The sequence below is a fragment of the Amycolatopsis bartoniae genome, assembly GCF_014191255.1.
GTDB classification, from domain to species: domain Bacteria; phylum Actinomycetota; class Actinomycetes; order Mycobacteriales; family Pseudonocardiaceae; genus Amycolatopsis_E; species Amycolatopsis_E bartoniae.
Genome location: NZ_JACHWH010000001.1, coordinates 1,100,721 through 1,125,360, shown reverse-complemented (window position 1 = coordinate 1,125,360; position 24,640 = coordinate 1,100,721). Strand labels below are relative to the sequence as shown.

The following is a 24,640-nucleotide window of genomic DNA, read 5'->3' as shown; positions in this document are numbered from 1 at the left end:
GGCAGGTGACGTGCCGTGCGGCTCGCCGCGGGACTGGGCATCGCGCTGGCGCTCGGCGCCGCCGGTGGCGGCTGGTGGCTGCCGGCCGGGGTCGTGCTGGCGGGGCTGCTCGTGTGGTGCCTGCCGCGGCCCGAAGTGCCGCCGCGCGCGGCACCGCTGGCCGAGGGCGCGCGGCTGGTGGCCCGCCTCGGCGTGGTGCCGGTGTTCGCCTCCGCCTGCGGGACCTACCTGCTGCCGCAGTACCGCGTGCCGGTCGCGGTGGCCGTCGTGCTGGTGGTGACCGTCGCGGACGCGTCCGGGCTGGTGCTCGCCCGCTACTGGCGGGGCTGGCTGCTGGGCATCGTGCTGGTGGGCGCGGCCGGGGTCGTCGCGCTGTGTTTGGCGATCGCACCGGAACGGGGGACGGGCAGCGGGCCGGGGTGGACCGGGCTGTTCGCCGCCGCGGCTGTGCTCTTCCCCCTGCTGGCCGGGCGGAAGCCGGACCGGTGGCTGGCGGGTACTGTCGCCGCCGGGCTCGTGGTGTGCGCGGCGGCGCTCTACCAGCTCGGCCCGGTGCGGCTGGGGCTGTCCGGCGCGCCGCTGCGGGACCTGCTCGCCGCGGTCGACGGGCAGGCGATCGAGCCGCTGCTGGCCGGAGTAGTGGTGATCGCGGCCGTGCCCGCCGCGCTGGGCGCGCTGACCCAGGCGCGGGGAACGTTGCCGAGGCCGTCCGGCTCGGTCCTGTGTGGACTGCTGGCGGCCGTCGGCGCGGCGCTGCTGGACCCGTCCCGGGCGCTGCTGGTGGCCGCGGCGCTGGCGCTGGCCGAGGTGCTGGTGACCAGCCTGCTGACGCTGTCCGCCCGGCGCCGCGACGCGCGGGCGGTGGCGAGCGCCGCGCTGGCGGTGACGCTGCTGGCGTGGGTGCCGGGGCCGGACCTGCTGATTGCGGTGGGCGTGCTCGCCGTGGGCGTGCTGCTGGTCAGGCCGCCAGCGCGAACGCGAGCAGCGTGACCGCGACGGCCACCACGACCAGCACGACGAGCGACTTCACCGACAGGTCGCGCGGGAACACCTTGTCGTCGTGCGTCCTGCGCCACCAGATGACGCCGAAGACGGCGCCGACGGCCCCGAGGATCGCGCCGAACACGCCGAGCAGGAGGTAACCGACGAGCAGCAGCACGCCGGCGCTGTAGGTGAGCAGCGCGGCCGCTCCCAGCGTCTTGACGTCCGAAGCCGCGCCCGCGGACACACTGTTTTCCGTCACCCCAGCATCCTAGAGACTCCGCGGCGGCTTCGGCGGGAACCGAAGCAAGGCAGGAGGACATTCTCGGACGTCCGACTAAGGGATATCCTGTAGCGATGACGACGACCATGCCCTTCACCCGTACCCCGAACCCGTCTCCCGCCCCGGCGGAGCGCGTAGCGGAGGTACTGGCGGCTCCGGGTTTCGGTCGTTACTTCACCGACCACATGGTCACCGTCCGCTGGAACGCCGAGCACGGCTGGCACGACGCCGGGCTGCGGCCGTACGAGGCCGTGACGCTGGACCCGGCCACCTCGGTGCTGCACTACGGGCAGGCGATCTTCGAGGGCCTCAAGGCGTACCGCCAGCCCGACGGGTCGATCGCCGCGTTCCGGCCGGAGGCCAACGCCGCGCGTTTCCGCGATTCCGCCCACCGGCTGGCCATGCCGGAGCTGCCGGACGAGCTGTTCCTCGCCTCGCTGCGGGAGCTGGTGGCCGCCGACGAGCGGTGGGTGCCCACCCGCACGGGTGACACGCTGTACCTGCGGCCGTTCATGATCTCCACCTCGGTGGGGCTCGGCGTGAACGCGCCGGCGGACGAGTACCTGTACTCGCTCATCGCCTCGCCCGCGGGCTCCTACTTCACCGGCGGTGTCAAGCCGGTGAGCGTGTGGCTGTCCACGGAGTACGTGCGGGCGGCGCCCGGCGGCACGGGTGCGGCGAAGTGCGCGGGCAACTACGCGGCGTCGTTCCTCGCGCAGGCACAGGCCGTCGAGCAGGGCTGTGACCAGGTGGTGTGGCTCGACGCGGTCGAGCGGCGCTGGGTCGAGGAGATGGGCGGGATGAACCTGTTCTTCGTCTACGGCTCCGGTGCCGACGCCCGCGTGGTGACGCCCGAGCTGAGCGGTTCGCTGCTGCCGGGCATCACGCGCAGCTCGCTGCTGCGGCTCGCCCAGGACTTCGGCCACGAGGTCGAGGAGCGGCGCATCTCCACGGAGGAGTGGGAGAAGGACGCCGCGTCCGGCGAGCTGACGGAGGTGTTCGCGTGCGGGACCGCCGCCGTGATCACGCCGGTCGGCCGGGTGAAGCACGCGAACGGCGGCTTCCTCGTCAACGGCGGCGAGCCGGGCGAGGTGACGATGAAGCTGCGCGCCGAGCTGATCGGCGTGCAGGAGGGCACCCGCCCCGACCCGCACGGCTGGATGCACCCGCTGTCCTGACCCCTGTCCGTTCCGAGGCCGCCGTCCCCGCTGTGGGGGCGGCGGCCTTTTTTCACGGTGCCGAGGGTGCGGTGACCTCGGCTTCTTCGTAGGTGGCCACGTCGGTGAGCACCCGCACGGCCATGGTGAGCAGCGGGAGCGCGGCGAGCGCCCCGGCGGCCTCGCCGAGGCGGATGTTCAGGTCCAGCACCGGTTTCAGGTCCAGGTGCTCCAGCGCCAGGTCGTGCGCGGGCTCCGCGCAGCGGCTCGCCGCGAGCCACCATGCCCGCGCGTTCGGCACCAGCTCCTCGGCCACCAGCGCCGCCGCGACCGACGTCAGGCCGTCCAGCAGTACCGGTGTCCGGCGGACCGCGGCCTGCGCCAGGAAGCCCGTCATGGCGGCCAGGTCGGCTCCCGCGGACGTGCGCAGCAGCGCCAGCGGGTCGGCCAGCACCGTCCGGGCGCGGCGCAACGCGTCGCGGATCGCGGCGGCCTTGCGCATCCACGCGTTGTCGTCGATGCCCGAGCCCCGGCCCACCACGGCCACCGGCTCGGTCCCCGTCAGCGCCGCGACCAGCACCGCCGACGGCGTGCTGACCCCGACGCCCAGGTCACCGGCCACCAGCAGGTCCGCGCCCGCGTCGACCTCCGCGTTGGCGATCTCCACGCCCGCCCGCAACGCGGCCTCCACCTCGGCCTCGGTGAGCGCGTCCTCGGTGTCGATCGACCCCGATCCGCGGCGCACCTTGAACTCCTGTACCGCCGTGTCCGCGTCGACGCCCACGTCCACCACCCGCAGCCCCGCGCCCGCCACGCCCGCGAGCGCGTTCGGCACGCCAGTGCCCTTGACCAGCGCGTCCACCAGCTGCGCCGTCGTCTCCTGCGGATACGCCGAGACGCCCTTCGCCGCGATCCCGTGGTCCGCGGCGAAGATCACCACGCGGGGCCGCTGGAACGGGCGCGGCGGGCACACGCCCTGGCACGCGGCGATCCACGCACCCAGCTCCTCCAGCCTGCCGAGGGACTCCACGGGCTTGAGCAGCGTCGCGTGCCGTCGGCGGGCTTCGGCGCGCGCGAGCTCGTCGGGCTGGGGGACGTCGGTGAACGCGGGTCGACTCACGCCGTCAACCTAGCGCCTACCATTCCGCGATGTGAGTGAACCTTCGGCAGCAGGCGTGATCCTGGCCAGCGGCGCGGGCACGCGCGTCGGCGCGAACCTCAACAAGGTGTTCCTGCCGCTGGCCGGGCGCCGGATCGTGTCGTGGTCGCTGTCGGCGTTCGCGAAGGTGCCCGAGGTCGGTGTGCTGGTGCTGGTCACGCGCCCGCAGGACGAGGAGCTGGTCCGCGAGGTCGTCGACGCCGAACCCGCGGACGTCGAGGTCGTGCACGGCGGCGGCTCGCGCCAGGAGTCGGAACTGAACGCGCTGCGCCACCTGGCCGGGCGCATCGGAGCCGGTGCCGTCGACACCGTCCTCCTGCACGACGGCGCCCGCCCGCTGGTCACCCCGAACCTGATCATCGAGGTCCTGCGCGTCGCCCGCGAACACGGTGGCGCGATGCCGGGCCTGGCCGCGGACGACATCTTTGGCGCCGACGGCGACACGCTCGGCGCGCGCCCTCCCGGCACGGTCGTGCGTGCCCAGACCCCGCAGGGTTTCCGGGCGCAGCCCCTGCTCGCGGCCTACGAGCAGGCCGCGAGCGAGGGCTTCGAGGGCACCGACACGGCGTCGGTGATGGAACGCTTCTCCGCGCTGCCCGTGCACTGGGTGCCGGGGGAGGAGCAGAACATGAAGGTGACCTACCCGCACGACCTCGTCGTCGCCGGGCAGGTCCTGTCCCGCTAGCGAGGGCTCTGCGTGTGGCGGGGGTCGGTCTCGACGACGCCTTCGAGCACCTCGTCGATGGCCTTCAGCAGGTCCGCGTCCAGCTTCACGCCGGCCGCCTTGACGTTCTCGTGCACCTGCTCCGGCCGGGAGGCGCCGATGATCGCCGAGGCGACGTTCGGGTTCTGCAGCACCCATGCCACGGCGAGCTGCGCGAGCGACAGTCCGGCCTGCGCGGCCAGCGGCTCCAGCTTCTGCACCCGCTCCAGCACCTCGTCCCGCAGGTAGCGCTGCACCGCCTTCGAGGTCGCCTCGTGGTCCGCGCGGGACCCGGCGGGCGGCGCCTGGCCCGGCTTGTACTTCCCGGTGAGCACGCCCTGCGCGATGGGCGACCACACGATCTGGCTCAGCCCCTCGCGCTCCGAGGCGGGCACGACCTGCGGCTCGATGACGCGCCACAGCATGTTGTACTGCGGCTGGTTCGAGACGAACGGCACCTTCAGCTCACGCGCCAGCGCCGCGCCCTGCGTGATCTGCTCGGCGGTCCACTCCGAGACGCCGACGTAGAGCACCTTGCCCTGCCGGACCAGGTCGGAGAACGCGAGGAACGTCTCCTCCAGCGGCACCGAGTGGTCGAACCGGTGGGCCTGGTAGAGGTCGACGTAGTCGGTCTGCAGGCGCTTGAGCGACGCGTTGCAGGATTCGAGGATGTGCTTGCGGCTCAGGCCCTTGTCGTTCGGCCCCTTCGGCCCGGTCGGCCAGAAGACCTTGGTGGCGATCTCCAGGCTTTCGCGCCGCTGCCCGGCGAGCCCGCGCCCGAGCACGGACTCGGCCACGGTGTTCGCGTACACGTCGGCCGTGTCGAAAGTCGTGATGCCCGCGTCGAGGGCGGCCTTGATGCAGGCCTGCGCCTGCTCCTCCTCGATCTGCGAGCCGTGGGTGAGCCAGTTGCCGTAGGAGATCTCGCTGACGGAGAGTCCGCTACGGCCGAGACGTCGAAACTCCATGACCCCAGCCTAGCCGGAGTCCTTCGCGTGGCTAACTACTTGGGTTCGGGCACCGGCTGGCCGGGCTTGACCCGCGGCTTCGGCATCCGCAGCTTGCGGACCTGGCTCGACCGGACGAACGCGTACCAGCCCAGCGAGCGGCCGTTGATGGTCTCCTTCGGGAACTTCTCCCTGGCCAGGCGCGTGACGCGGCGGCCGGTGAGCACGCCCTCGATGACCATCGCGACCAGCAGCACCATGCACAGCAGCGTCACGTACTGCTGCAGCAGCGGGAACGGCGTGATCATCAGGACCAGCACCACGATGGCGAGCGGCATGAACAGGCCGGTGAGGTTGCGGCGCGAGTCCACGAGGTCCCGCACGTACGCCTTGACCGGGCCCTTGTCGCGGGGGAGCAGGTACCGCTCGTCGCCCGCGGCCATGCGGGCCTGGCGTTCCTTGGCGGCGGCGCGGCGGTCTTCCTTCGACTGCGGGTTGGACTTGCGCAGCTCGCGGTTGCGCTTCATCGCCTCGCGCGTGGTGCGCGGCGGCGGCGCGACGGGGCCGCGGCGCTTGCCCTCGGCCTCGCGGCGCTTCGGCGTGGCGCGCCCCTTCGCCGGCGTGAACCCACGATTGTGAGATTCGACGCTTTCGGCCACCTCGGCGGCCTCGGTGACGGGGCTGTCTTCGGTGGTAGTGCCGCTGCGGCGCAAGAACCTCACGTGACCAGGATATTGCAGGCGTCCGTGCGCCCGTTCGCCCGGTCGTGAAGATGTGGGACCATGGGGGATGAACGCCCCGGCGTGGAACAGAACGGGGACGGGCGATGTTGACTGGTTGCAGGAGGCATTCGTACCCGCCACAGAGCAACACCTGAGGGAGAGCCATGACGACCGCTGAGACCGGCGCCCCGCAGACCGACACCCACGGCGTGACGGTGACCGCCGCTGCCGCTGCCAAGGCGAAGGCACTGCTGGAGCAGGAGGGCCGCGACGACATGCACCTGCGCATCGCCGTCCAGCCGGGTGGCTGCGCGGGCCTGCGCTACCAGCTGTTCTTCGACGAGCGCGAGCTCGACGGGGACCTGTTCCGCGAGTTCGACGGGCTGCGCGTGGCCGTGGACCGCATGAGCGCTCCGTACGTGCAGGACGCGGTGATCGACTTCGTCGACAGCATCGAGAAGCAGGGCTTCACGATCGACAACCCGAACGCGACGGGTTCCTGCGCCTGCGGCGACTCGTTCCACTGAGTCCGGCGCACCGCTGACGAAACGGGCGGGCGCGGGTCGTGTGACCCGCGCCCGCTTTTTCGTGTCCTGCTGGATCCTCAGTCGAGGCCGGCCACCTGGGAGTGGCACGTTTCGTCGACCGTCCAGGCGCGGGGCGCCGGCGGCAGTGGTGCGACCTGGTGCTGTTCGCGCAGGTCGGCGGGGATCGAGGCGCAGTCGTCGATGAGTTCGGCGAGTGTTTCCGGTTCGGTCATGATGGGCACAGTGAGACGCTAGGGGGACTCGAGCCCCACGCGACAGCCTTACTTCACGGTAGTGTCGGTCCGCGGCGCCGAATCAACTCTTAAGGACCAACCTCGGCGCCGATACTTGTGTCGAGAACAGGGAGCACTCGTGCCATCCAACGCGAGGATCGCGGTGTCGGGCAGTATCGCCACCGACCATCTGATGCACTTCCCCGGCCGGTTCGCCGACCAGCTCATCGCCGACCAGTTGCACCGCGTGTCGCTGAGCTTCCTGGCCGACGACCTGGTGGTGCGCCGCGGTGGTATCGGCGCGAACATCGCCTTCGGCCTCGGGGTGCTCGGGGTGCGTCCCGTGCTGGTGGGCGCGGTGGGCGAGGACTTCGCGGACTACCGGGCCTGGCTGGAGCGGCACGGGGTGGACACGTCCGGGGTGCTGGTGTCGGAGGTCGCCCACACGGCGCGCTTCGTGTGCACGACGGACGAGGACCTGAACCAGATCGCGACGTTCTACGCGGGTGCCATGGCGGAGGCCCGCAACATCGAGCTGAGGCCGATCGAGGAGCGGCTGGGAAGCCTGGGTCTGGTGCTCATCAGCCCGGACGACCCCGAAGGCATGCTGCGTCACGCGGAGGAGTGCCGCCAGCGCGGGTACGAGTTCGCGGTGGACCCGTCCCAGCAGCTGGCAAGGATGGACGGCGAGCAGGCGCGCACCTTCGTGGAGGGCGCGAAGTACCTGTTCACCAACGATTACGAGTGGGAGCTGCTCCGCCAGAAGACGGGCTGGAGCGAGGACGAGGTCCTGGATCACGTGGGCCTGCGCATCACCACCCTGGGTGAGAAGGGTGTGGAACTCGTGAGCCCCACGGAGACGCTGAAGATCGAGGCGATCCCGGAACTGACGAAGGCCGACCCCACCGGCGTCGGAGACGGTTTCCGGGCAGGCTTCCTGGCCGGAATGAACGGTGGCCTGAGCCTGGAACGGGCAGCACAGCTGGGCTCGCTCATCGCGGTGCTGGTACTGGAAACAATCGGCACCCAAGAATGGCAACTCGACAAACCAGCAGGCCTGAAACGGATTGCCGACGCCTACGGTCAGGATGCGGCAGTAGAAATCGGCACAATACTGAACCCGTAACCCTCGCACGGCAGCGAAACGCAACCAAAAAGGGCGCCCCAACGCACGGTTTTCGCGCGCAGCGCGGCTTCAAAGATTAAAAGAATGCCTCGCCGGCGGGCAGGCTCCGGGATGGCCGGGCCCAAAGGGATCTCGCCTTGGCGAGGTGGTCGAGTTGAGTGGTCATCCCGTCGCCTGCGGTTTGTGCATATCACTTTGACCCAGGCCCGCAAGCTTGGCATGTGATCTCACGCGAGCACGAGGGTTGCGGGCCTGACTCAAAGTGATGGTGCGGTTTCAGGCGACGGGATGACCACCCAACTCTGGGGTTCCAATACAAAAGCCCCCTCCCGCTGGCGCGGAAGGGGGCTTTTCGCCACCAAAACCTCAGATCTTCACCGGATAGGCCGGTTCCGGGATCTCGGGCTTGATGCGGTGCTCGATGAAGATGCCGTGCCACAGCATGAACACCAGCAGCGCCCAGATGCGCCTGCTGTGGTTGAGCGTGCCCGCCCGGTGCTCCTCCAGCATCCGCAGCACGGCGGGCTTGTCCAGGAGCGCGTCGGTCTGGGAGTCGTTCACGATGCCGCGCGCCCAGTCGTACATCTCGTCCTGCAGCCAGAACTTGATCGGCACCGGGAAGCCCAGCTTGCGGCGGTTGAGCACGTGCGCGGGGACGATGCCGTCGAGCGCCCGGCGCAGCGCGTACTTCGTGGTCTCGTTCGTCACCTTCTGGTCGAGCGGGATGCTCGCCGCGACCTTGAACACCTCGTTGTCGAGGAACGGGACGCGCAGCTCCAGCGAGTTGGCCATGGTGACCTTGTCCGCCTTGACCAGGATGTCCCCGCGCAGCCAGGTGAACAGGTCCACGTGCTGCATGCGCGCGACCGGGTCCCAGCCCGCCGACGTGCGGTAGTGCTCCGCGGTCACGTCGCGGTGGCCGACGCCCTCGACGTAGTTGCGCAGCACCTTCCGCAACTGGTCGTCGCGGAAGATGCGGGCGTTGCCGTAGTACCGCTCCTCCAGCGTGAGGGCCCCGCGGCGGAGCAGGTCCTTGCCGCGCGTGCCCTCCGGGATGCGCTCCGACACCTTGCCCAGCAGCTTCCGCACCCCGCCCGGCACCTTCTCGAACGGCGCCAGCGAGATGGGCTCCTTGTAGATGGTGTAGCCGCCGAACAGCTCGTCCGAGCCCTCGCCCGACAGCACCGCCTTGACGTACTTGCGGGCCTCGCGGGCGATGAACCACAGCGGCACCAGCGCCGGGTCGGCCACCGGGTCGTCGAGGTACCAGACGATCAGCGGCAGCGACTCCATCATCTCGTCCGCGGTCACCGTGCGGATCACGTGCCGGACGCCGATCGCCTCCGCGGACTCGGCCGCCACGTCCACCTCGGAGTAGCCCTCGCGCTCGAACCCGGTGGTGAACGCGATCAGGTTCGGGTTCTGCTCCTTGGCCAGCGCCGCGATCGCAGTCGAGTCGATGCCGCCGGACAGGAACGCGCCGACCGTGATGTCCGGGTCCGCCACCATGTGCTTCTGGACGGAGTCGCGCAGCACGTCGGCGATGCGCTTGTGCAGGTCCTTCGCCTCCGCGTCGGTGTGCACCGGACGGGCCGTGAACTGCGGGAAGAAGTACCGCTCCTGCTTCAGCTGTCCGCCGGGGGAAACCGTGAACGACGTGCCCGACTCGATCCGCCGGACGCCCGTGTGCAGCGTCTCCGGCTCCGGCGCGTACTGCAGCGTCAGGTAGTGCTGCAGGGCGATGGTGTCTAGTTCCTCACGTACCCCGAGCACCCCGGACAGCTCCAGCAGGCTCTTCTTCTCGCTGGAGAACGCCACCCCACCCGGGCCGGCCGAGTAGAACAGCGGCTTGATGCCGAACGGGTCCCGCGCGCCGTGCAGCACCTTCTCCTGCGCGTCCCACAGCAGGAACGCGAACATCCCGCGCAGCTTGCCGACCGAACCGGGGCCCCAGTAGTGGAACGCGGCGGCGATCACCTCACCGTCGCCCTCTGTGGCGAACTTCGCATCGTGCTCGTCGATGAGCCGTTCCCGCAGCTCGCGGTAGTTGTAGATCTCGCCGTTGAAGTTCAGCGTGTACCGCTGCGGTGCTTCCGGCGGCCCCCACACGAGTGGCTGGTGGGAGTGCTCGACGTCGATGAACGCCAGCCGGTTGAACCCGTAGACGACCTCGGCATCCGCCCAGGTGTCGGTCTCGTCGGGGCCGCGGTGCCGCTGGCAGCGCAGGGCGGCGCCGACCGCGTCGCGGGCCTTCGCCGCTTCGTTCTCACTGGGACAGAGCAGTCCGAGCAGGCCGCACACGTCTACTCACACACCTTTTGGTCGACATCGAAGACAAGGAGACGCCAGTATGCCGCTTGGGCTCCCCGCGAACGGTTACCCCTTGCCGAGCGGAGGCCGGGAACTCAGCTAGGCTCCGGCTGTCACATGAGAACTTGAGGAGGCTCGGGTTGAAGAGGGTCGGGAAGGTCGCCGCGCTGGCCGGGCTCGTGGCCCTGTTGGCGACCGGGTGCTCCGGTGACGAGGTGCTGCGCTTCGGCTGGCCGGTGGGCGTCACGGAGCAGGCCGACAAGATGCGCTGGCTGTGGACCTGGTCCGTGCTCGCCGCGCTCGTCGTCGGCGTGATCGTGTGGGGCCTGATCTTCTGGTCGTCGGCGTTCCACCGCAAGAAGAAGAACCAGGACCCGTCGGACCTGCCGCGCCAGTTCCAGTACAACGTGCCGCTGGAGCTGTTCTGCGTCATCACGCCGCTGGTGATGGTCTGCGTGCTGTTCTTCTTCACCGCCACCACCGAGAGCCAGGTGCTCGACAAGAAGCCGAACCCCGACGTCACGGTGAACGTCACGGCGTTCCAGTGGAACTGGGAGTTCGACTACCCGAACGAGCCCAAGGACGCCACCGGGCAGATGATCCGGACGGTCGGCAGCTCGACCGAGATCCCGCTGCTGGTGCTGCCGGTCGGCAAGACGGTGCAGTACAACCTGCGCTCGACCGACGTCATCCACTCCTTCTGGGTGCCGGAGTTCCACTTCAAGCGGGACGTGTTCCCGTACCCGGAGAAGAACAACCAGGACTCGTCGTTCCAGAACACGATCGACAGGTCCGGTTCGTTCGTGGGCCGCTGCGCCGAGCTGTGCGGCACCTACCACGCGATGATGAACTTCGAGGTCCGCGCGCTGCCGGACAACCTGTACCAGCAGTACATTCAGTTGCGGACGCAGATCAACCCGGCGACCGGGGTGCCCAACACCGCGGCCGAGGCGCTGGGCGCGATGAACTGCGGCGAGCTGTGCGCGCCGCAGGCGGTCACCACCAGGCCGTTCAACACCGATCGCACCGCGCGCTGATCCCGGAACAGGAGTGAGGACAGCTTCATGAGGGTCGAAGCCCGGATTTTCGATCTGGTCACGGCGTTCGCGTTCTTCATCGCGATCGTCTACGGCGTGACCACCTACTACTGGAGCGGTTTCGGCGTCGAGCCGGTGGGCCTCGTCGCGCTGATCCTGACCGGCGGCCTGGCTTTCATCGCGGGCAGCTACATGCGGTTCGTGGCGCGGCGCATCGACGCGCGCCCGGAGGACCGGGAGGACGCGGAGATCAGCGACGGCGCGGGCGAGCTGGGCTTCTTCAGCCCGGGCAGCTACTGGCCCATCGCGCTGGCCGCCTCGGCCGCCACGGCCGGTCTCTCGCTGGCGTTCTTCCACGTGTGGCTGCTGGTGATCGCGGTGGTCATGCTGCTCATCACCGTCGGTGGCCTCGTGTTCGAGTACCACACGGGCCCCAACCACGAGTAGGTCTCAGCAACGCCGAAAAGGGCGCCTTCCCGAGCCGGGAAGGCGCCCTTTCGCTTGTCAGGGGTGGCTCAGCGGAACGCGGCCCACCGCGCCAGCAGATCCGCCGCCGCGCCGGAGTCGACCGCCTGCGCGGCACGCGCCAGCGCCGCCTCCAGATCGGCCGTCAGCGAGCCGGAGAAACCCGCGTGCGCGGCCAGCGCGCCGGCCGCGTTGAGCAGCACCGCGTCCCGCACCGGGCCCGTCTTGCCGGCCACCAGCTCGCGCACGACCTCGGCGTTCACCGCCGCCTCGCCGCCACGCAGGTCCTCCGCCGTGGCGTAGGGAATGCCGAGCGACGCCGGGTCGAAGCGCTCCTGACGCACCTCGCCGTCCGACACCACCCACACCGTGCTGGTGGTCGTGGTGGTGATCTCGTCGAGACCGTCGTCACCCCGCACCACGAGCGCGCTGGCGCCGCGGCGCGCGAACACCCGTGCCAGCAGCTCCGTCCGGTCGGCGTACGCGCACCCGATGAGGCCCGCGTCCGGCTGCGCCGGGTTGGTCAGCGGGCCGAGCAGGTTGAACGTGGTGGGCACGCCCAGCTGGCTGCGGGCGGGACCGGCGTGGCGGAACGCCGGGTGGAACACCGGCGCGAAGCAGAACCCGATGCCCAGCTCCGCGACGCACCGCTGCACGCCCTCCGGCGGCAGGTCGATCGCCACGCCGAGGGCCTCCAGCACGTCCGCGGCACCGGACTTCGACGACGCCGCGCGGTTGCCGTGCTTGACCACCGGCACCCCGGCGCCCGCCACGACCAGCGAGGCCATCGTCGAGATGTTCACCGAGCCCGACCGGTCACCGCCGGTGCCGACGATGTCCACGGCGCGGTCCTCGACGTGCACGCGCCGGGCGTGGTCGAGCATCGCCCGCGCCATCCCGGCGATCTCCTCGGGCGTCTCGCCCTTCGCGCGCAGCGCCACGGCGAAGCCGCCGATCTGCGCGAGCGTCGCCTCGCCGGACATCACCTGGTCCATCGCCCAGGCCGTGTCCTCCTCGGACAGGTCGGCCCGGTCGATGAGCCGGGTGAGCAGCGCGGGCCAGGAGTGGATCTGAGCCGTCATCTGCGGATCACGCGCGCACTGCCGGGACCCGCTGGCCCCGCAGCACCTCCGCGACGGTCTCCGCCGCGGTCAGGGGGTCGAGCGGGTGCACCAGCACGGCGTCGGCCTGCGACCAGGTGGCCAGCCAGCGGTCGTCCTTGCGGCGCACCGCGACCACGATCGGCGGGCAGTCGGTGATCTCGTTCTTGAGCTGGCGGCACAGTCCGATGCCACCGGTGGGCTGGGCCTCGCCGTCGAGGATGGCCAGGTCGACCAGGCCCTCGTCCATCTCGGCCAGCACGTCGGCGATCCCGGCGGCCTCGACGTAGTCCACGCGTCCCAGATCGGCCGCCGGCCTGCGGCCGACGGCGGTGACGATCGACTCGCGGACTTCCGCCCGGTGGCTGAACACCAGGATCCTCATCGGCTGCTCGGTCACGTTCAAGCCTCCGGCCTCGTCGCAGTGGTATGGGTCGAATCGTAGTCGCAGTGTCCGTTCTCACCCAGTACCCGTCTGCTGCAACGCGTCCCAGCCCACCGAGTCGCCGCCGAGCCGCTGCGCCAGCCCGGCCATCCGGGAGCGTTCCTGGGCGCAGTGCAGCGCGTCGAGGCGCTGGACGCGCAGCGCGTGCAGCTTCGCCACGCCGTCCGATTCGGACACCGTGCGTAATTCCCACCCATCCTGCGCCAGAACGCGCGCTGCTTCGGCCACCCTGGCCGCGGGCAAGGTCAGGTGGTGGCGCAGCACCGCGGGTTTTTCCTCGTCCCAAAGGTGTGATCTCGCCAGCACCGCCGAATCCGCCTCGGCGGCGTCGAACGCCTCGGCGACCACCGACAGTCCCGGCGTGTCGGGCGTCAGCACTGGTTCCGGGCTCTTTCTCAGCAGGTCACGGACCCGATCGAGCAGACTCACCGTTGTTCCTCACCCTCCGCGTTCGTCGATGTGACCAACCCGCGCGGCGACCCGACCGGGCAGCCTCCGTTGCCGGAGGACATAATGCGACTCGTGACAACGGCAGCTCCCAACATCAGCCAGCGGGTGCACTCGCTGAACCGGCCGAACATGGTCAGTGTCGGCACCATCGTGTGGCTCTCCAGCGAGCTCATGTTCTTCGCCGGCCTGTTCGCGATGTTCTTCACGGTGAAGGCACAGAACTCGAGTGGCATCTGGCCTCCCGTCAACGCCGCCACCGGCGAGCCGATCCACCTCGACATCCCGTACGCGCTGCCCTTCACCATCATCCTGGTGGCGTCGTCGTTCACCTGCCAGCTCGGTGTGTTCGCCGCCGAGCGCGGGGACGTCTACGGGCTGCGCCGCTGGTACGTGCTGACGTTGATCATGGGGGCGATCTTCATCGGCGGTCAGGCCGGGGAGTACACCAGCCTGGTCCGCGAGGGTGTCACGATCCCGTCCGGCGCCTGGGGCACGGTGTTCTTCCTCGCCACCGGCTTCCACGGGCTGCACGTCATGGGCGGACTCGTCGCGTTCGTGTTCCTGCTCATCCGGACGAAGCTGAGCAAGTTCACGCCCGCGCAGGCCACCTCCGCGATCGTCGTGTCCTACTACTGGCACTTCGTCGACATCGTGTGGGTCGGCCTGTTCGCGGTGATCTACATCATTCCCTGACCGCCAGCCCGTCCCGGACTCATCACAGCAAGGGTTGCCGCAAGATGACCACCACGAAGAAAACCTCCGAGCGCCGCTTCCGCGCGCGCACCAAGCTGCGCAGGCGCATCGCCGGCCTGCTCGCGCTGGGCGTCGCGCTGATCGGGGCGGGCGCCGTCTACGCGGTCTTCGTGCCGAAGGCGCAGACGGCTCAGGCGCAGGAGGACCCGGCGCAGCTGCGGCTGGGCCAGCAGGTCTACAACAACACCTGCATCACCTGCCACGGCGCGAACCTGCAGGGCGTGCAGGACCGCGGCCCGAGCCTGATCGGCGTGGGCGACGCGGCGGTGTACTTCCAGACCTCCTCCGGCCGGATGCCGATGGTGCGCCAGGAGGCGCAGGCCGAGCGCAAGCCGCCGAAGCTGAGCCCGGAGGAGATCGACGCGGTCGGCGCCTACATCCAGGCCAACGGTGGCGGCCCCGAGCGGCCCGCCGAGACGGGCGCGGCGCTGCGCGGCGCGGACCCGGCGCGCGGTGGCGAGCTGTTCCGGCTGAACTGCGCGTCCTGCCACAACTTCACCGGTCGCGGTGGCGCCCTGTCGGCGGGCAAGTACGCGCCGAGCCTGGACCCGGCCACCGAGGACCAGATCTACACGGCGATGCTGACCGGCCCGCAGAACATGCCGAAGTTCTCCGACCGGCAGCTCACGCCGGACGAGAAGAAGGACATCATCGCCTACGTCAAGTCGGTGTCGGACGGCAACAACAACCCGGGCGGCAACGGGCTCGGCGGGTTCGGTCCCGCCTCCGAAGCCGTCGTGGCCTGGGTGGTGGGCATCGGCGCGCTGATCGGCATCACGCTGTGGATTGGATCGAGGGCATGAGCAGCGAAGGGCAGAACCTGCCTTCCTCCGCCGAACTCGCGGAGATGGACCGCGACCAGCTGGTCAAGCTGGGCACGAAGCTGGACGGGGTCGAGCTCGTCGACTACCCGGACCCGTGGCCGGTCAAGGGCACGCGGGCGGAGAAGCGCGCCGAGCGCTCGGTCGCGCTGTGGTTCGCGATCGCCGCGCTGTTCGGGCTCGGCTTCGTGGTGGCCCTGATCTGGTGGCCGTGGCAGTACAAGGCGCCGGAGCAGAGCGGCACGTTCCTGTACTCGCTCTACACCCCCATGCTGGGCGTCACGCTCGGCGTGACGGTGCTGGCGCTGGGCATCGGCGTCGTGTCCTACACCAAGAAGTTCGTCCCGGCCGAGCTCGCGGTGCAGGACCGGCACGACGGCGAGGGCGAGGGTTCGCCGGAGATCGACCGCAAGACGATCGTCGCGCAGCTGGAGGACGCGGGCAGCCGCAGCACCATCGCCCGCCGCTCGCTGGTCAAGCGCACGGTCGGCCTCGCGGGTGGCGCGCTCGGCCTCGGGGTCGTCGCGCTGCCGGTGGCCTCGTTCATCAAGAGCCCGTGGAAGGGCGACCCCGCCGACACCCTGTGGCACACGCCCTGGGCGCCGGAGTACCAGGGCGAGCCGGTCTACCTGCGCCGCTACACCGGCGACTCCAGCCAGATCGACCTGATCCGCCCCGAGGACCTGGACGCGGGCGGCATGGAGACGGTGTTCCCGTTCCACGAGTCCGAGCGCAACGACCCGGAGAAGCTGGGCGCGGTCTTCACCCGGTCCGACACCCCGGTCATGCTCATCCGGCTCCGTCCCGAGGACGCGGCCAAGGTGATCAAGCGCAAGGGCCAGGAGGACTTCAACTTCGGCGAGTACTACGCCTACAGCAAGGTCTGCACGCACGTCGGCTGCCCGGCTTCGTTGTTCGAGCAGCGCACCAACCGCATCCTGTGCCCGTGCCACCAGTCGCAGTTCAACGCGCTCGAGTACGGCAAGCCCATCTTCGGGCCCGCCACGCGTGCGCTGCCGCAACTGCCGATCACCGTGGACGCGCAGGGCTACCTCATCGCCCGCAGCGATTTCATCGAGCCCGTCGGTCCTGCTTTCTGGGAGCGCAAGTCATGAGTTCACTCACCACGCCGACCAGGGGCTCGAGCATGCTCCAGAGGCAGGCCGACGAGGCCGCCTCGAACATGGACCAGCGGTACCACCTCGCGGCCGGCCTGCGCCGGCAGATGAACAAGGTGTTCCCGACGCACTGGTCGTTCCTGCTCGGCGAGATGGCGCTGTACAGCTTCATCGTGCTGATCGCGACGGGCGTGTACCTCACGCTGTTCTTCGACCCGTCGATGGCCGAGGTCACCTACCACGGCAGCTTCCAGAACCTGCAGGGCGTGGAGATGTCGCGGGCGTTCGCGTCGACGCTGGACATCTCGTTCGACGTGCGCGGCGGGTTGTTCGTGCGGCAGCTGCACCACTGGGCCGCCCTGCTCTTCGTCGCCGCGATGATGGCGCACATGTTCCGGATCTTCTTCACCGGAGCGTTCCGCCGTCCCCGCGAGGCGAACTGGATCTTCGGCTCGCTGCTGCTGATCCTGGGCATGTTCGAGGGCTTCTTCGGCTACTCGCTGCCGGACGACCTGCTGTCCGGTACCGGTATCCGCGCCACCCTGTCCGGCATCGTGCTCTCGGTGCCGATCATGGGTACCTGGCTGCACTGGGCGCTGTTCGGCGGGGAGTTCCCCGGCAACGTGATCGTGCCGCGCATGTACTCGCTGCACATCCTGCTGCTGCCGGGCATCATGCTGGCGCTGGTCGGCGTGCACCTGGCGCTGGTGTGGTACCAGAAGCACACGCAGTTCCCCGGGGTGCGGCGCAAGGAGACCAACGTCGTCGGCGTGCGCATCATGCCGGTGTTCGCGCTCAAGGCCGGGGCGTTCTTCGCGATCACCACCGGTCTGCTCGCGCTGATGGCGGGCGTCTTCCAGATCAACCCGATCTGGAACATCGGCCCGTACAACGGTTCGCAGGTGTCCGCCGGTTCGCAGCCGGACTGGTACCTCGCCTGGGCGGACGGCATGCTGCGTGTCTTCCCGGCGTGGGAGCTGTACCTGGGCAACTACACGGTGCCCGCGGTGTTCTTCGCCGGCGCGGTCGGCATGCCGATCCTGTTCGGCCTGCTCATCGGCTACCCGATGATCGAGCGGAAGCTGTCGGGCGACACCGCGCACCACAACCTGCTGCAGCGCCCCCGGGACGCACCGGTACGCACCAGCATCGGCATCATGGCGCTGAGCTTCTTCATGGTGCTGGAGCTGTCGGGCTTCAACGACATCATCGCCGACCAGTTCGACATCTCGCTGAACGCGACCACGTGGGCGGGCCGGATCGGGTTGCTGGTGGTGCCGCCGCTGGCGTACTTCCTGACGTACCGGCTCTGCCTGGGCCTGCAGCGGGCCGACCGCGAGGTGCTAGAGCACGGCATCGAGACGGGCATCATCAAGCGCCTGCCGCACGGTGAGTTCATCGAGCTGCACCAGCCGCTGGGCGGCGTCGACTCGCACGGGCACGCGATCCCGCTGGAGTACCAGGGCGCGTCGGTGCCGAAGAAGATGAACAAGCTGGGTGCCGCGGGCCGTCCGGTGCCCGGCACGCTGCTGGCGCCGGACCCGGCCGACGAGATCGCGGCACTGGACCGGGCGAAGAGCAACGGTCACGGCAACGGGCACCACGCCAACGGTCACGGCAACGGCGAGGTCCCGTCGGAGGGCGAGGTCCCGGCCGGCTGGAAGACCCCGCCGACGCAGAAGCACTGACGGTTCTCCCGCAGCGAAAGGCCGGCTCCTCGTGGAGGAGCCGGCCTTTCGGCGTGCACCGGGTCAGTCGTCGGCGCCCAGTGCGAACGCGGACTCCGTGTCGGCCGTCGAGTAGGAGCGGAACGCGATGTGCGTGTCCGTGTCGACGACGCCCGGCACGCGGCCGATCTTCGCCGGGATCAGGTCGGCCAGCTCCTCGTGGGTGTGCACGCGCACCATGGCGATCAGGTCGACGTCGCCGGCGCACGAGTACACCTCCGAGACGCCGTCGATGTCCGCGATCGCCTGCGCGGTCTCGGGAATGCTGTCCGCCACGGCGTGGATGAGCACGATCGCGGTGATCACGTCAGTCCTCCTCGGGAGTTGTCGAACCGCCGCGATCGTAGCCCCGCCGCTCAGCCCGCCGCTTGTTCCAGTGCCGTCGCCGTCGAGGCGCGTTCCAGCCACTCCTGCCAGCCCCCGGCGCCGTGGGCAGGCTCCGCCCACGGGACGGCCGTGCGCACGAGCCGCACGCCGGGCTTGGTGAGCCAGCGCAGCAGGAGACCGGCCTCCTCGGGCGGGGCGCCGTGGAGCGGGCCCGGCTCGGGCGTGACCGTCTCGGCGGCGGCCACCAGCGCGTCCACGACCGGCATCGGCGGCACCCCGCGCCGGGCCACCCCGGCGGAGGCGAGCCTGCCGTACCGGATCACCGCGAACTCCCAGCCGTAGTTGCCGTCCGGGGCCGCGGCGACCAGCTCGGGGATCGCGGCGAGCGCGGACAGCCGGTGCGCCCTCGCGACGGCGCGGACCAGCACGGCCAGCTCGTCGCGGCGGCGGGCCGCCTGCTCGTAGTGCTGGGCGGCGGCCAGCTCCTCCAGCTGACGCAGCGCCGAGTGCAGCGGACCGGCGTCCACGCCGCCGATCAGCCCCGTCACGGCGTGCACCGAGGGGAAGTACTCCGCCACGCTCTGCCGACCCGCACAGGGCGCCCCACAGCGCCCCAGCTCGGCCAGCGCACACGGCTTGCCCGACGGGGCGACGGCCGAGATTCGCTGGGTGCACGTCCGCAGGCCGGTGGCCCCGGCGAGGACGTCCGCGGCGAGCTTCGCCGTCGCCTGGTTGTGGAACGGGCCCAGTGCCCCGTCCTTGGGCAGCCGGACCACGGACAGGCGGGGGAACGCGTCGTCGGTCAGCACCACCCACCACGACTTGCGCGGGTTCTTCGAGCGGCGGTTGTAGGCCGGGCGGTGCGCCGCCAGCAGCCGCAGCTCGCGCACCTGCGCTTCGAGCGCGTGCGAGCACTCGATGCCGTCCACCCGCTCGGCCAGGGCCACCATCTCGCGGATGCGGCCGCGGCTCTCGGAACCGGTGAAGTACGTGCGCACGCGCCGCCGCAGGTTCGCCGCCGTACCGACGTAGAGGACCTCCTCGTTCGGCCCGCGGAACAGGTACACCCCGGGCCGCTCCGGCAGGTGGGCGGCCATCCCACGCTTGCGCCGCTGCTCAGGCGTCACCTCCGGCAGGTAGTCCATCAGCTCTTCGAGTGACTGCACGCCGACCGAACCCACCCGTTCGAGGAGCGCGTGCAGCACATCGACGGTGGCGCGGGCGTCGTCCAGCGCCCGGTGGTTGGGGGTGGTGGACGCGCCGAACAACGCCGCCAGCGCCGAAAGCCGGAAGCTGGGCGTGTCCTGGCGGGTGAGCACGCGCCGGGCCAGCCGCACGGTGCACACCACCGCGGGCTTGGGATACACATAGCCGTGCCCCGCGCACGCCGCACGCAGGAAGCCGGTGTCGAACGGGGCGTTGTGCGCGACGAGCACCGCCCCCGCGGCGAACTCCAGGAACGCGGGCAGCACCCGTTCGATCGGCGGGGCGTCGTAGACCATCGCGCCGGTGATCCCGGTCAGCGCGACGATCTGGGGCGGGATCGGCATGCCCGGGTTGACCAGGGTGGCGAACTCGCCGAGCACCTGCCCGCCCCGGACCTTGACCGCGCCGATCTCGGTGATGCCGTTCGGGCCGGGTTTGGTGCCGGTGGTCTCGAGGTCGAACACCACGAAAGTGGTCTCCCGCAACGGCGTGCCCAGCTCGTCGAAGGTCAGCTGGTCGGAGGCGGCATGCATGATCGGCACCCTAGGTAACGGCACCGACAATTCCGGGCGACCGCCGTCCCGCGGGAAGAGATTCGCGCGAATGACCGACTACCCTGTACGGATGCCGCCCTCAGTGCACGCCGAAGAGCCCGAAGACCCCGGTCTTCGCGCTCCGGCGCCTGACCAGCGGCCGGAGGCGGAGCCGGCACCGCCTTTCGCCTGGCGCGAGCTGCCGGAACTCGTGCGCGCCAGACTCGCCGAGCTCGCCGCCGAAGCCCTCGGCAAGATGCCCCGCGTCGATGTCCCGCAGCAGCTGCGCCCGGTCGCGAAGTTCGCGCCCGCCAAGCGCGCGCGGCTCGGCGCCACCGCTCTGCTGAGCACGTTGCAGGACTCCACCGCGTTCCGGACCGCTGTCCTGGAGTGGGTGCGCGAGCACCGCCAGGACGCGCTCAACCCGAACGACGAGGACTCCGTGGTGGCCGCGACGGCCGCCATCCTGCTGGGTGAGTCGAGCGCGACGTCCCGCGTGCGGCTCGTGGCCAAGAACGCGGCCGAGACGGCGTTGCGCGCCGAGCGGGATGCCGCGGTGGCACGCAACCAGAAGCTCGAGGCCGAGCTCGTCCGCACCCGGGAGGAGCTGGCACAGGCCCTCGAAGCCGTCGACGCGGCCCGCCGGGAGCGCGAGGACGAGCTGAACCGGCTGCGTGGCCGGCTGCGCGAGCAGGGCGTACTGCTGCGACAGGCCCGTGACGCGGCGGAAGCCGCACGGGCCGGGGTGGCGAACGCCGACCGGGAGAAGGACGCCGAGATCGCGGCCCTGACCGCCCAGCTCGACCGGGAGCGGCAGCGGGTCGCGGCGGAGCGGGCGCGGGCCGAGCGGGCGGTGGCCGACGCCGAGATCGCCCGTCAGTCGGCCCGCGAGGCCCGCGACGCCGACGAGGTCCGGCTCGCCCTGCTGGCCGACACCATCGAAGGTGCGGTGGCCGGGCTGCGCCGGGAGCTGTCGCTCGGCAAGAGCGCGCGCCGTCCGGCCGACCTCGTGCGGGGTGCGTCCTCCTCGGCCGGCCACGGCGCGCACGTGCGGGATCCGGCGGCGCTGGACCGCCTGCTGGGGCTGCCGAGCGTGCACCTGATCGTGGACGGCTACAACGTCACCAAGACGGGTTATCCGGAGCTGCCGCTCGCCGACCAGCGCACGCGCCTCGTCCAGCAGCTCGGGGCGCTCGCGTCGCGGACCGGGGCCGAGGTGACGGTGGTGTTCGACGGGGCGGGCGTGCTGTCCGTGCCCGCTGTCGCGCCCCGCGGCGTCCGGGTGCTGTTCTCCGATCCCGGGGTGCTCGCCGACGACGTGATCCGCGCGCTGGTCGCGGCGGAGCCGCCAGGGCGTCCGCTCGTGGTGGCGACCTCGGACCGCGCGGTGGCCGATTCGACCAGGAGTTCGGGCGCGCATCCGGTCGCTTCGGCGGTACTGCTCACGCGATTGGGTCGCGTCTGAGTTCGAAAGCGCCGAAAATTGTCGGTGGGTGTCCCTACCGTGCTTCCTGTCCGGCCCGTACCAGGTCAGCAGGAGGAAGAAATGCACGGAGAAAGCACCATCGTCGATTGTGGCCGCTGCGTGCTGCGCGGCACCGGGTGCGCCGACTGCGCGGTCAGCGTGCTTTTGAACGCACCTCCCACGGTGGAATGGGATCCGGACGAACTGCGGGCCATCGAGGCGCTCGCCGAGGGCGGGCTCATCCCGCGCCTGCGGCTCCTGCCGATGGCCGAGCACACCCAGGATCGCGCCGCCTGAGTCCACCCGAGCGCCGGAAGCGACAAACGGTCGTTTGCGGCGGCGAACGGTCAGTAGTGGTCTGGGTAATGGTTGTTACGTTGGTCACACTCGGGAAGTACGCGCTGGTCCGAACGGGCGGCGACGGAAATTACGGAGAGTTTTTCCCTGACACTGCTGGACGACAGCGCGGCTCTTTCGTAACCTGGCCGAGATCTCGCGGTTGGCAGTCGTCGCACCCCCGCGACACGACGCGAGATCGCCGCCGAAGCAGCTTTGTCGGGGAGCTGTGCCGGAACCACCGTTGCTGGCAGGACCCAGGTGCGGGCACTTGTGTGCCTGAAGTCCGCGGGCCGCGGTGGGCAAGCCGTTCGCCGGACGCGTGATTTCGCCCGCTCCGGTGACCAGAGGGCCCCCGACCTCTGCGCACGGCGAACCGGTAGGCGGCCGAGTGCAAAGGAGACACGCGCGGCGTGCAGTCGCAACCGATCAAGCGCGTGGTCGCAGGAGCCATCGCGGCCGCCGCGGTGATCACCATGGTCGGCGTGGGTGTCCCCGCCGGCGCGATCACCCTCCCCGCCCTCCAGAATCCCCCCACCAACTCGGCGGACGCACTGGCCCAGTACCGGGCCGCGGCCCAGCAGGCCGAGCAGCTGAACGAGGACAAGCTCAAGGCGCAGGACGACTTCAACGCCAAGCAGGCCGACCTGGCCAGGGCGAACGGCGACCTGGCCGCGGCGAACCAGAAGCTGCAGGCGGCGCAGGCCGACGCGGCGAAGTTCCAGGTCGTCGTCGACCAGTTCGCGGACGCCTCGTTCGTCACCGGTGCGCAGATGAACAAGCTGTCCGCGCTGCTGACCGGCACCTCGGCCCAGGACTTCCTGGACCGTTCGTCGGCGCTGGCCGTGCTGGCCGAGGACAAGAACCGGGCGCTGCAGAGCTACACCGACGCGGTCAACGCCGCGGCGGCGGCCGCGCAGCAGGCCACGGACGCGCGCAACCGCGCCCAGCAGGCCACCGACCAGTCGCAGCAGCTGCTCAACGACCTGAACGCGCGGTCCGCCGCGCTGCAGGCCCAGCTTTCCCAGCTGCAGCAGCTGAGCACGAAGCTGAGCGCCGCGGACAAGGCTGCGCAGCACGACACGGGCGGTGCGGCTCCGGGTCTGCCCGCGCCGACGTCGGCCGCGCAGACCGCCATCAACGTCGCGCTGGGCAAGCTGGGCAGCAGCTACGTGTGGGGCGCCACCGGTCCGTCCACGTTCGACTGCTCGGGCCTGACGCAGTACGCGTACGGCAAGGCCGGCATCTCGCTGCCGCGCACCAGCCAGGCGCAGTCGACGGTCGGCAAGGCCGTGCCCCGCGCGCAGCTGCAGCCGGGCGACCTGGTGTTCTTCGGCTCGCCGGTGCACCACGTCGGCATCTACCTCGGCGACGGCAAGATGGTCCACGCGCCCGACACCGGTGACGTGGTGAAGATTTCGCCGCTGCAGAACGACTATTCGGGAGCGCGCCGGGTCGCCTACTGACCTTTCGCGACTTCCCACCGGGGGCGGTACCGCACACGCGGTGCCGCCCCCGGTGCTTTCGGGGACTCGGTACTCTCGTCGGCGTGCCCCGGACCCTCTTGGTGACCAACGACTTCCCGCCGCGGCCCGGGGGGATCCAGAACTACCTCGACTCGCTGGCCCGGCGGCTGCCGCCCGAGGACCTCGTCGTGTACGCCCCGTCGTGGCACGGTGCGTCCGGTTCGCACCCGGAGTGGGACGCCGCCGCGCCGTTCGAGGTGGTCCGGCATTCCACGTCGCTCATGCTGCCCACTCCGGATGTCGTGCGGCGCGCGAAGGACATCCTGCGCAGCCGGGAGTGCGACTCGGTGTGGTTCGGCGCGGCGGCCCCGCTCGCCCTGATGTCGCCCGCGCTGCGGGCCGCGGGCGCCCAGCGGATCGTGGCCTGCACGCACGGGCACGAGGTGGGTTGGTCGATGCTGCCCGGCGCGCGGCAGGCGTTGCGGCGCATCGGAAACACCACGGACGTCGTCACATACGTCAGCGAGTACACCCGCAAGCGGTTTGCGGCGGCGTTCGGCCCGATGGCGGGGCTGGAGCACCTGCCGTCCGGTGTGGACGTCGAGCTGTTCCGCCCCGACGAGGGTGCCCGGCGGGAGATTCGTGCCCGGCACGGGCTCGGCGACCGGCCGACGGTGGTCTGCGTGTCGAGGCTGGTGCCGCGCAAGGGGCAGGACGTGCTGCTGCAGGCGCTGCCGGAGCTGCGGCGGCGCGTGCCGGACGCGGCGCTGCTGATCGTCGGCGGTGGTCCATACCGCGGCAGGCTGGAGCGGATGGCGCGGGAACTCGACGTCGCCGAGGACGTGGTCTTCACGGGTTCGGTGCCGTGGCCGGAACTCCCGGCGCACTACGCGGCCGGCGACGTGTTCGCGATGCCCGCCCGGACCCGCGGCAAGGGCCTCGACGTGGAAGGCCTGGGCATCGTGTACCTGGAGGCCTCGGCGACGGGCCTGCCCGTGATCGCGGGCCGCTCGGGCGGCGCGCCGGAGACGGTGGTGGACGAGGTGACGGGCCACGTGGTCGACGGGCGTGATGTCATGCAGCTGGCGGAGACCCTCGCGTCGGTGCTGGCGGACCCCACGAGGGCGCGGAAGATGGGCGAGGCCGGGCGCGAGTGGGTGCGCGAGCACTGGCGCTGGGACCACATGGCCAAGCGGTTGCGGGGGTTGTTGGCGGGGTAGCAACCGCGGAGTTGGGTGGTCAT

At 70.6% G+C, this 24,640-nt stretch carries 26 protein-coding genes; 15 read left to right on the top strand and 11 right to left on the bottom strand.

The features are described from left to right. Positions 1 to 15: 15 nt before the first annotated feature. On the top strand, positions 16 to 990 hold the full coding sequence (locus FHX82_RS05540) for a hypothetical protein (protein WP_145935541.1): 975 nt from the start codon (positions 16 to 18) through the stop codon (positions 988 to 990). Here FHX82_RS05540 and FHX82_RS05535 read toward each other — a convergent pair. Beyond that, the gene (locus tag FHX82_RS05535; RefSeq protein ID WP_145935540.1) at positions 959 to 1,243 is read right to left on the bottom strand and encodes a hypothetical protein; all 285 of its coding nucleotides are present in this window, start codon (positions 1,241 to 1,243) and stop codon (positions 959 to 961) included. The genes FHX82_RS05540 and FHX82_RS05535 overlap by 32 nt on opposite strands. 95 nt (positions 1,244 to 1,338) lie before the next feature. Between FHX82_RS05535 and FHX82_RS05530 the strand changes: the two genes are divergently transcribed. Beyond that, a complete protein-coding gene (locus FHX82_RS05530) occupies positions 1,339 to 2,442 on the top strand; it encodes a branched-chain amino acid aminotransferase (protein WP_145935539.1) in 1,104 nt (367 codons plus the stop codon). 52 nt (positions 2,443 to 2,494) lie between these two features. Here the strand turns inward: FHX82_RS05530 and cobT are convergent, their stop codons facing one another. Further along, positions 2,495 to 3,541: a nicotinate-nucleotide--dimethylbenzimidazole phosphoribosyltransferase gene (cobT, locus tag FHX82_RS05525; protein WP_145935538.1), complete on the bottom strand. Its 1,047-nt coding sequence runs from the start codon at positions 3,539 to 3,541 to the stop codon at positions 2,495 to 2,497. A gap of 55 nt (positions 3,542 to 3,596) precedes the next feature. On the opposite strand from cobT, the gene FHX82_RS05520 reads away from it, so the two are divergent. Continuing rightward, the gene (locus tag FHX82_RS05520) at positions 3,597 to 4,265 is read left to right on the top strand and encodes an IspD/TarI family cytidylyltransferase (protein WP_145935565.1); all 669 of its coding nucleotides are present in this window, start codon (positions 3,597 to 3,599) and stop codon (positions 4,263 to 4,265) included. Here the strand turns inward: FHX82_RS05520 and FHX82_RS05515 are convergent. After that, positions 4,262 to 5,251: an aldo/keto reductase family protein gene (locus FHX82_RS05515; RefSeq protein ID WP_145935537.1), complete on the bottom strand. Its 990-nt coding sequence runs from the start codon at positions 5,249 to 5,251 to the stop codon at positions 4,262 to 4,264. The genes FHX82_RS05520 and FHX82_RS05515 overlap by 4 nt on opposite strands. 35 nt (positions 5,252 to 5,286) lie before the next feature. Then, complete coding sequence (locus FHX82_RS05510) at positions 5,287 to 5,952, bottom strand: DUF3043 domain-containing protein (protein WP_183176488.1); 666 nt, start codon at positions 5,950 to 5,952, stop codon at positions 5,287 to 5,289. Between the two features lie 164 nt (positions 5,953 to 6,116). Here FHX82_RS05510 and FHX82_RS05505 point away from each other — a divergent pair, with 164 nt between their 5' ends. Beyond that, entirely contained in the window at positions 6,117 to 6,479 is a 363-nt protein-coding gene (locus tag FHX82_RS05505) for a HesB/IscA family protein (protein ID WP_145935536.1), read from the top strand. A gap of 77 nt (positions 6,480 to 6,556) precedes the next feature. Here FHX82_RS05505 and FHX82_RS05500 read toward each other — a convergent pair whose 3' ends face one another. Then, a complete protein-coding gene (locus tag FHX82_RS05500; protein WP_183176487.1) occupies positions 6,557 to 6,712 on the bottom strand; it encodes a hypothetical protein in 156 nt (51 codons plus the stop codon). A gap of 193 nt (positions 6,713 to 6,905) precedes the next feature. On the opposite strand from FHX82_RS05500, the gene FHX82_RS05495 reads away from it, so the two are divergent. Further along, positions 6,906 to 7,838 carry a carbohydrate kinase family protein gene (locus FHX82_RS05495; protein WP_221215633.1) on the top strand — a complete coding sequence of 311 codons (933 nt, stop codon included), beginning with the start codon at positions 6,906 to 6,908 and terminating at the stop codon, positions 7,836 to 7,838. A 366-nt stretch (positions 7,839 to 8,204) separates the two neighbouring features. Here FHX82_RS05495 and asnB read toward each other — a convergent pair whose 3' ends face one another. Next, a complete protein-coding gene (gene asnB / locus FHX82_RS05490; protein ID WP_145935534.1) occupies positions 8,205 to 10,139 on the bottom strand; it encodes an asparagine synthase (glutamine-hydrolyzing) in 1,935 nt (644 codons plus the stop codon). A 149-nt stretch (positions 10,140 to 10,288) separates the two neighbouring features. On the opposite strand from asnB, the gene ctaC reads away from it, so the two are divergent. Together ctaC and FHX82_RS05480 are read left to right on the top strand one after the other, a co-directional pair. Continuing rightward, positions 10,289 to 11,185 (top strand): aa3-type cytochrome oxidase subunit II, encoded by an 897-nt coding sequence (gene ctaC / locus FHX82_RS05485; protein ID WP_145935533.1) that lies wholly within the window; start codon positions 10,289 to 10,291, stop codon positions 11,183 to 11,185. Between the two features lie 27 nt (positions 11,186 to 11,212). Beyond that, positions 11,213 to 11,632: a cytochrome c oxidase subunit 4 gene (locus FHX82_RS05480; protein ID WP_145935532.1), complete on the top strand. Its 420-nt coding sequence runs from the start codon at positions 11,213 to 11,215 to the stop codon at positions 11,630 to 11,632. Between the two features lie 68 nt (positions 11,633 to 11,700). Here FHX82_RS05480 and trpD read toward each other — a convergent pair whose 3' ends face one another. From trpD to FHX82_RS05465, 3 genes are read right to left on the bottom strand one after another with little or no spacing between them, the layout of a single operon-like run. Next, entirely contained in the window at positions 11,701 to 12,732 is a 1,032-nt protein-coding gene (gene trpD / locus FHX82_RS05475; protein ID WP_145935531.1) for an anthranilate phosphoribosyltransferase, read from the bottom strand. A 7-nt stretch (positions 12,733 to 12,739) separates the two neighbouring features. Next, positions 12,740 to 13,150 (bottom strand): response regulator, encoded by a 411-nt coding sequence (locus tag FHX82_RS05470; RefSeq protein WP_145935530.1) that lies wholly within the window; start codon positions 13,148 to 13,150, stop codon positions 12,740 to 12,742. 60 nt (positions 13,151 to 13,210) lie between these two features. Next, entirely contained in the window at positions 13,211 to 13,624 is a 414-nt protein-coding gene (locus tag FHX82_RS05465; protein WP_145935529.1) for a hypothetical protein, read from the bottom strand. 84 nt (positions 13,625 to 13,708) lie between these two features. Between FHX82_RS05465 and ctaE the strand changes: the two genes are divergently transcribed. The 4 genes from ctaE to qcrB are packed head-to-tail and all read left to right on the top strand — an operon-like array spanning position 13,709 to position 18,025. Continuing rightward, complete coding sequence (ctaE, locus tag FHX82_RS05460) at positions 13,709 to 14,338, top strand: aa3-type cytochrome oxidase subunit III (RefSeq protein ID WP_145935528.1); 630 nt, start codon at positions 13,709 to 13,711, stop codon at positions 14,336 to 14,338. A gap of 44 nt (positions 14,339 to 14,382) precedes the next feature. After that, positions 14,383 to 15,201, top strand: coding sequence for a cytochrome bc1 complex diheme cytochrome c subunit (qcrC, locus tag FHX82_RS05455; RefSeq protein WP_145935527.1), 819 nt, complete (start codon positions 14,383 to 14,385; stop codon positions 15,199 to 15,201). Continuing rightward, a complete protein-coding gene (gene qcrA / locus FHX82_RS05450) occupies positions 15,198 to 16,334 on the top strand; it encodes a cytochrome bc1 complex Rieske iron-sulfur subunit (RefSeq protein ID WP_145935526.1) in 1,137 nt (378 codons plus the stop codon). Before qcrC ends, qcrA begins: the two co-directional genes overlap by 4 nt. Next, a complete protein-coding gene (gene qcrB, locus FHX82_RS05445) occupies positions 16,331 to 18,025 on the top strand; it encodes a cytochrome bc1 complex cytochrome b subunit (protein WP_145935525.1) in 1,695 nt (564 codons plus the stop codon). The genes qcrA and qcrB overlap by 4 nt, the downstream gene beginning before the upstream one ends. 63 nt (positions 18,026 to 18,088) lie before the next feature. On the opposite strand, the gene FHX82_RS05440 is transcribed toward qcrB, so the two are convergent. Beyond that, positions 18,089 to 18,370: an Lrp/AsnC family transcriptional regulator gene (locus FHX82_RS05440; protein ID WP_091517201.1), complete on the bottom strand. Its 282-nt coding sequence runs from the start codon at positions 18,368 to 18,370 to the stop codon at positions 18,089 to 18,091. 50 nt (positions 18,371 to 18,420) lie between these two features. Next, positions 18,421 to 20,130, bottom strand: a complete 1,710-nt coding sequence (locus FHX82_RS05435; RefSeq protein WP_145935524.1) for a DEDD exonuclease domain-containing protein — start codon at positions 20,128 to 20,130, stop codon at positions 18,421 to 18,423. 91 nt (positions 20,131 to 20,221) lie between these two features. Between FHX82_RS05435 and FHX82_RS05430 the strand changes: the two genes are divergently transcribed. From FHX82_RS05430 to FHX82_RS05415, 4 genes are all read left to right on the top strand, one after another. Next, a complete protein-coding gene (locus FHX82_RS05430) occupies positions 20,222 to 21,595 on the top strand; it encodes an NYN domain-containing protein (RefSeq protein ID WP_183176486.1) in 1,374 nt (457 codons plus the stop codon). A gap of 81 nt (positions 21,596 to 21,676) precedes the next feature. After that, on the top strand, positions 21,677 to 21,892 hold the full coding sequence (locus tag FHX82_RS05425; RefSeq protein ID WP_145935523.1) for a hypothetical protein: 216 nt from the start codon (positions 21,677 to 21,679) through the stop codon (positions 21,890 to 21,892). 452 nt (positions 21,893 to 22,344) lie between these two features. Beyond that, positions 22,345 to 23,397 carry a C40 family peptidase gene (locus FHX82_RS05420; RefSeq protein ID WP_145935522.1) on the top strand — a complete coding sequence of 351 codons (1,053 nt, stop codon included), beginning with the start codon at positions 22,345 to 22,347 and terminating at the stop codon, positions 23,395 to 23,397. Positions 23,398 to 23,480: 83 nt separating this feature from the next. Further along, on the top strand, positions 23,481 to 24,617 hold the full coding sequence (locus FHX82_RS05415; RefSeq protein WP_145935521.1) for a glycosyltransferase family 4 protein: 1,137 nt from the start codon (positions 23,481 to 23,483) through the stop codon (positions 24,615 to 24,617). The last annotated feature ends 23 nt before the right edge of the window (positions 24,618 to 24,640 follow it).

What these genes read in the sequence shown, in the direction of transcription:
- FHX82_RS05500 (WP_183176487.1), bottom strand. Translation starts at nt 6,712, where the DNA reads ATGACCGAACCGGAAACACTCGCCGAACTCATCGACGACTGCGCCTCG.
- trpD (WP_145935531.1), bottom strand. Translation starts at nt 12,732, where the DNA reads ATGACGGCTCAGATCCACTCCTGGCCCGCGCTGCTCACCCGGCTCATC.
- qcrC (WP_145935527.1), top strand. Translation starts at nt 14,383, where the DNA reads ATGACCACCACGAAGAAAACCTCCGAGCGCCGCTTCCGCGCGCGCACC.
- ctaE (WP_145935528.1), top strand. Translation starts at nt 13,709, where the DNA reads ATGCGACTCGTGACAACGGCAGCTCCCAACATCAGCCAGCGGGTGCAC.
- FHX82_RS05530 (WP_145935539.1), top strand. Translation starts at nt 1,339, where the DNA reads ATGACGACGACCATGCCCTTCACCCGTACCCCGAACCCGTCTCCCGCC.
- qcrB (WP_145935525.1), top strand. Translation starts at nt 16,331, where the DNA reads ATGAGTTCACTCACCACGCCGACCAGGGGCTCGAGCATGCTCCAGAGG.
- FHX82_RS05435 (WP_145935524.1), bottom strand. Translation starts at nt 20,130, where the DNA reads ATGCATGCCGCCTCCGACCAGCTGACCTTCGACGAGCTGGGCACGCCG.
- FHX82_RS05515 (WP_145935537.1), bottom strand. Translation starts at nt 5,251, where the DNA reads ATGGAGTTTCGACGTCTCGGCCGTAGCGGACTCTCCGTCAGCGAGATC.
- FHX82_RS05505 (WP_145935536.1), top strand. Translation starts at nt 6,117, where the DNA reads ATGACGACCGCTGAGACCGGCGCCCCGCAGACCGACACCCACGGCGTG.
- FHX82_RS05495 (WP_221215633.1), top strand. Translation starts at nt 6,906, where the DNA reads ATGCACTTCCCCGGCCGGTTCGCCGACCAGCTCATCGCCGACCAGTTG.
- FHX82_RS05480 (WP_145935532.1), top strand. Translation starts at nt 11,213, where the DNA reads ATGAGGGTCGAAGCCCGGATTTTCGATCTGGTCACGGCGTTCGCGTTC.
- FHX82_RS05430 (WP_183176486.1), top strand. Translation starts at nt 20,222, where the DNA reads ATGCCGCCCTCAGTGCACGCCGAAGAGCCCGAAGACCCCGGTCTTCGC.
- qcrA (WP_145935526.1), top strand. Translation starts at nt 15,198, where the DNA reads ATGAGCAGCGAAGGGCAGAACCTGCCTTCCTCCGCCGAACTCGCGGAG.
- FHX82_RS05425 (WP_145935523.1), top strand. Translation starts at nt 21,677, where the DNA reads ATGCACGGAGAAAGCACCATCGTCGATTGTGGCCGCTGCGTGCTGCGC.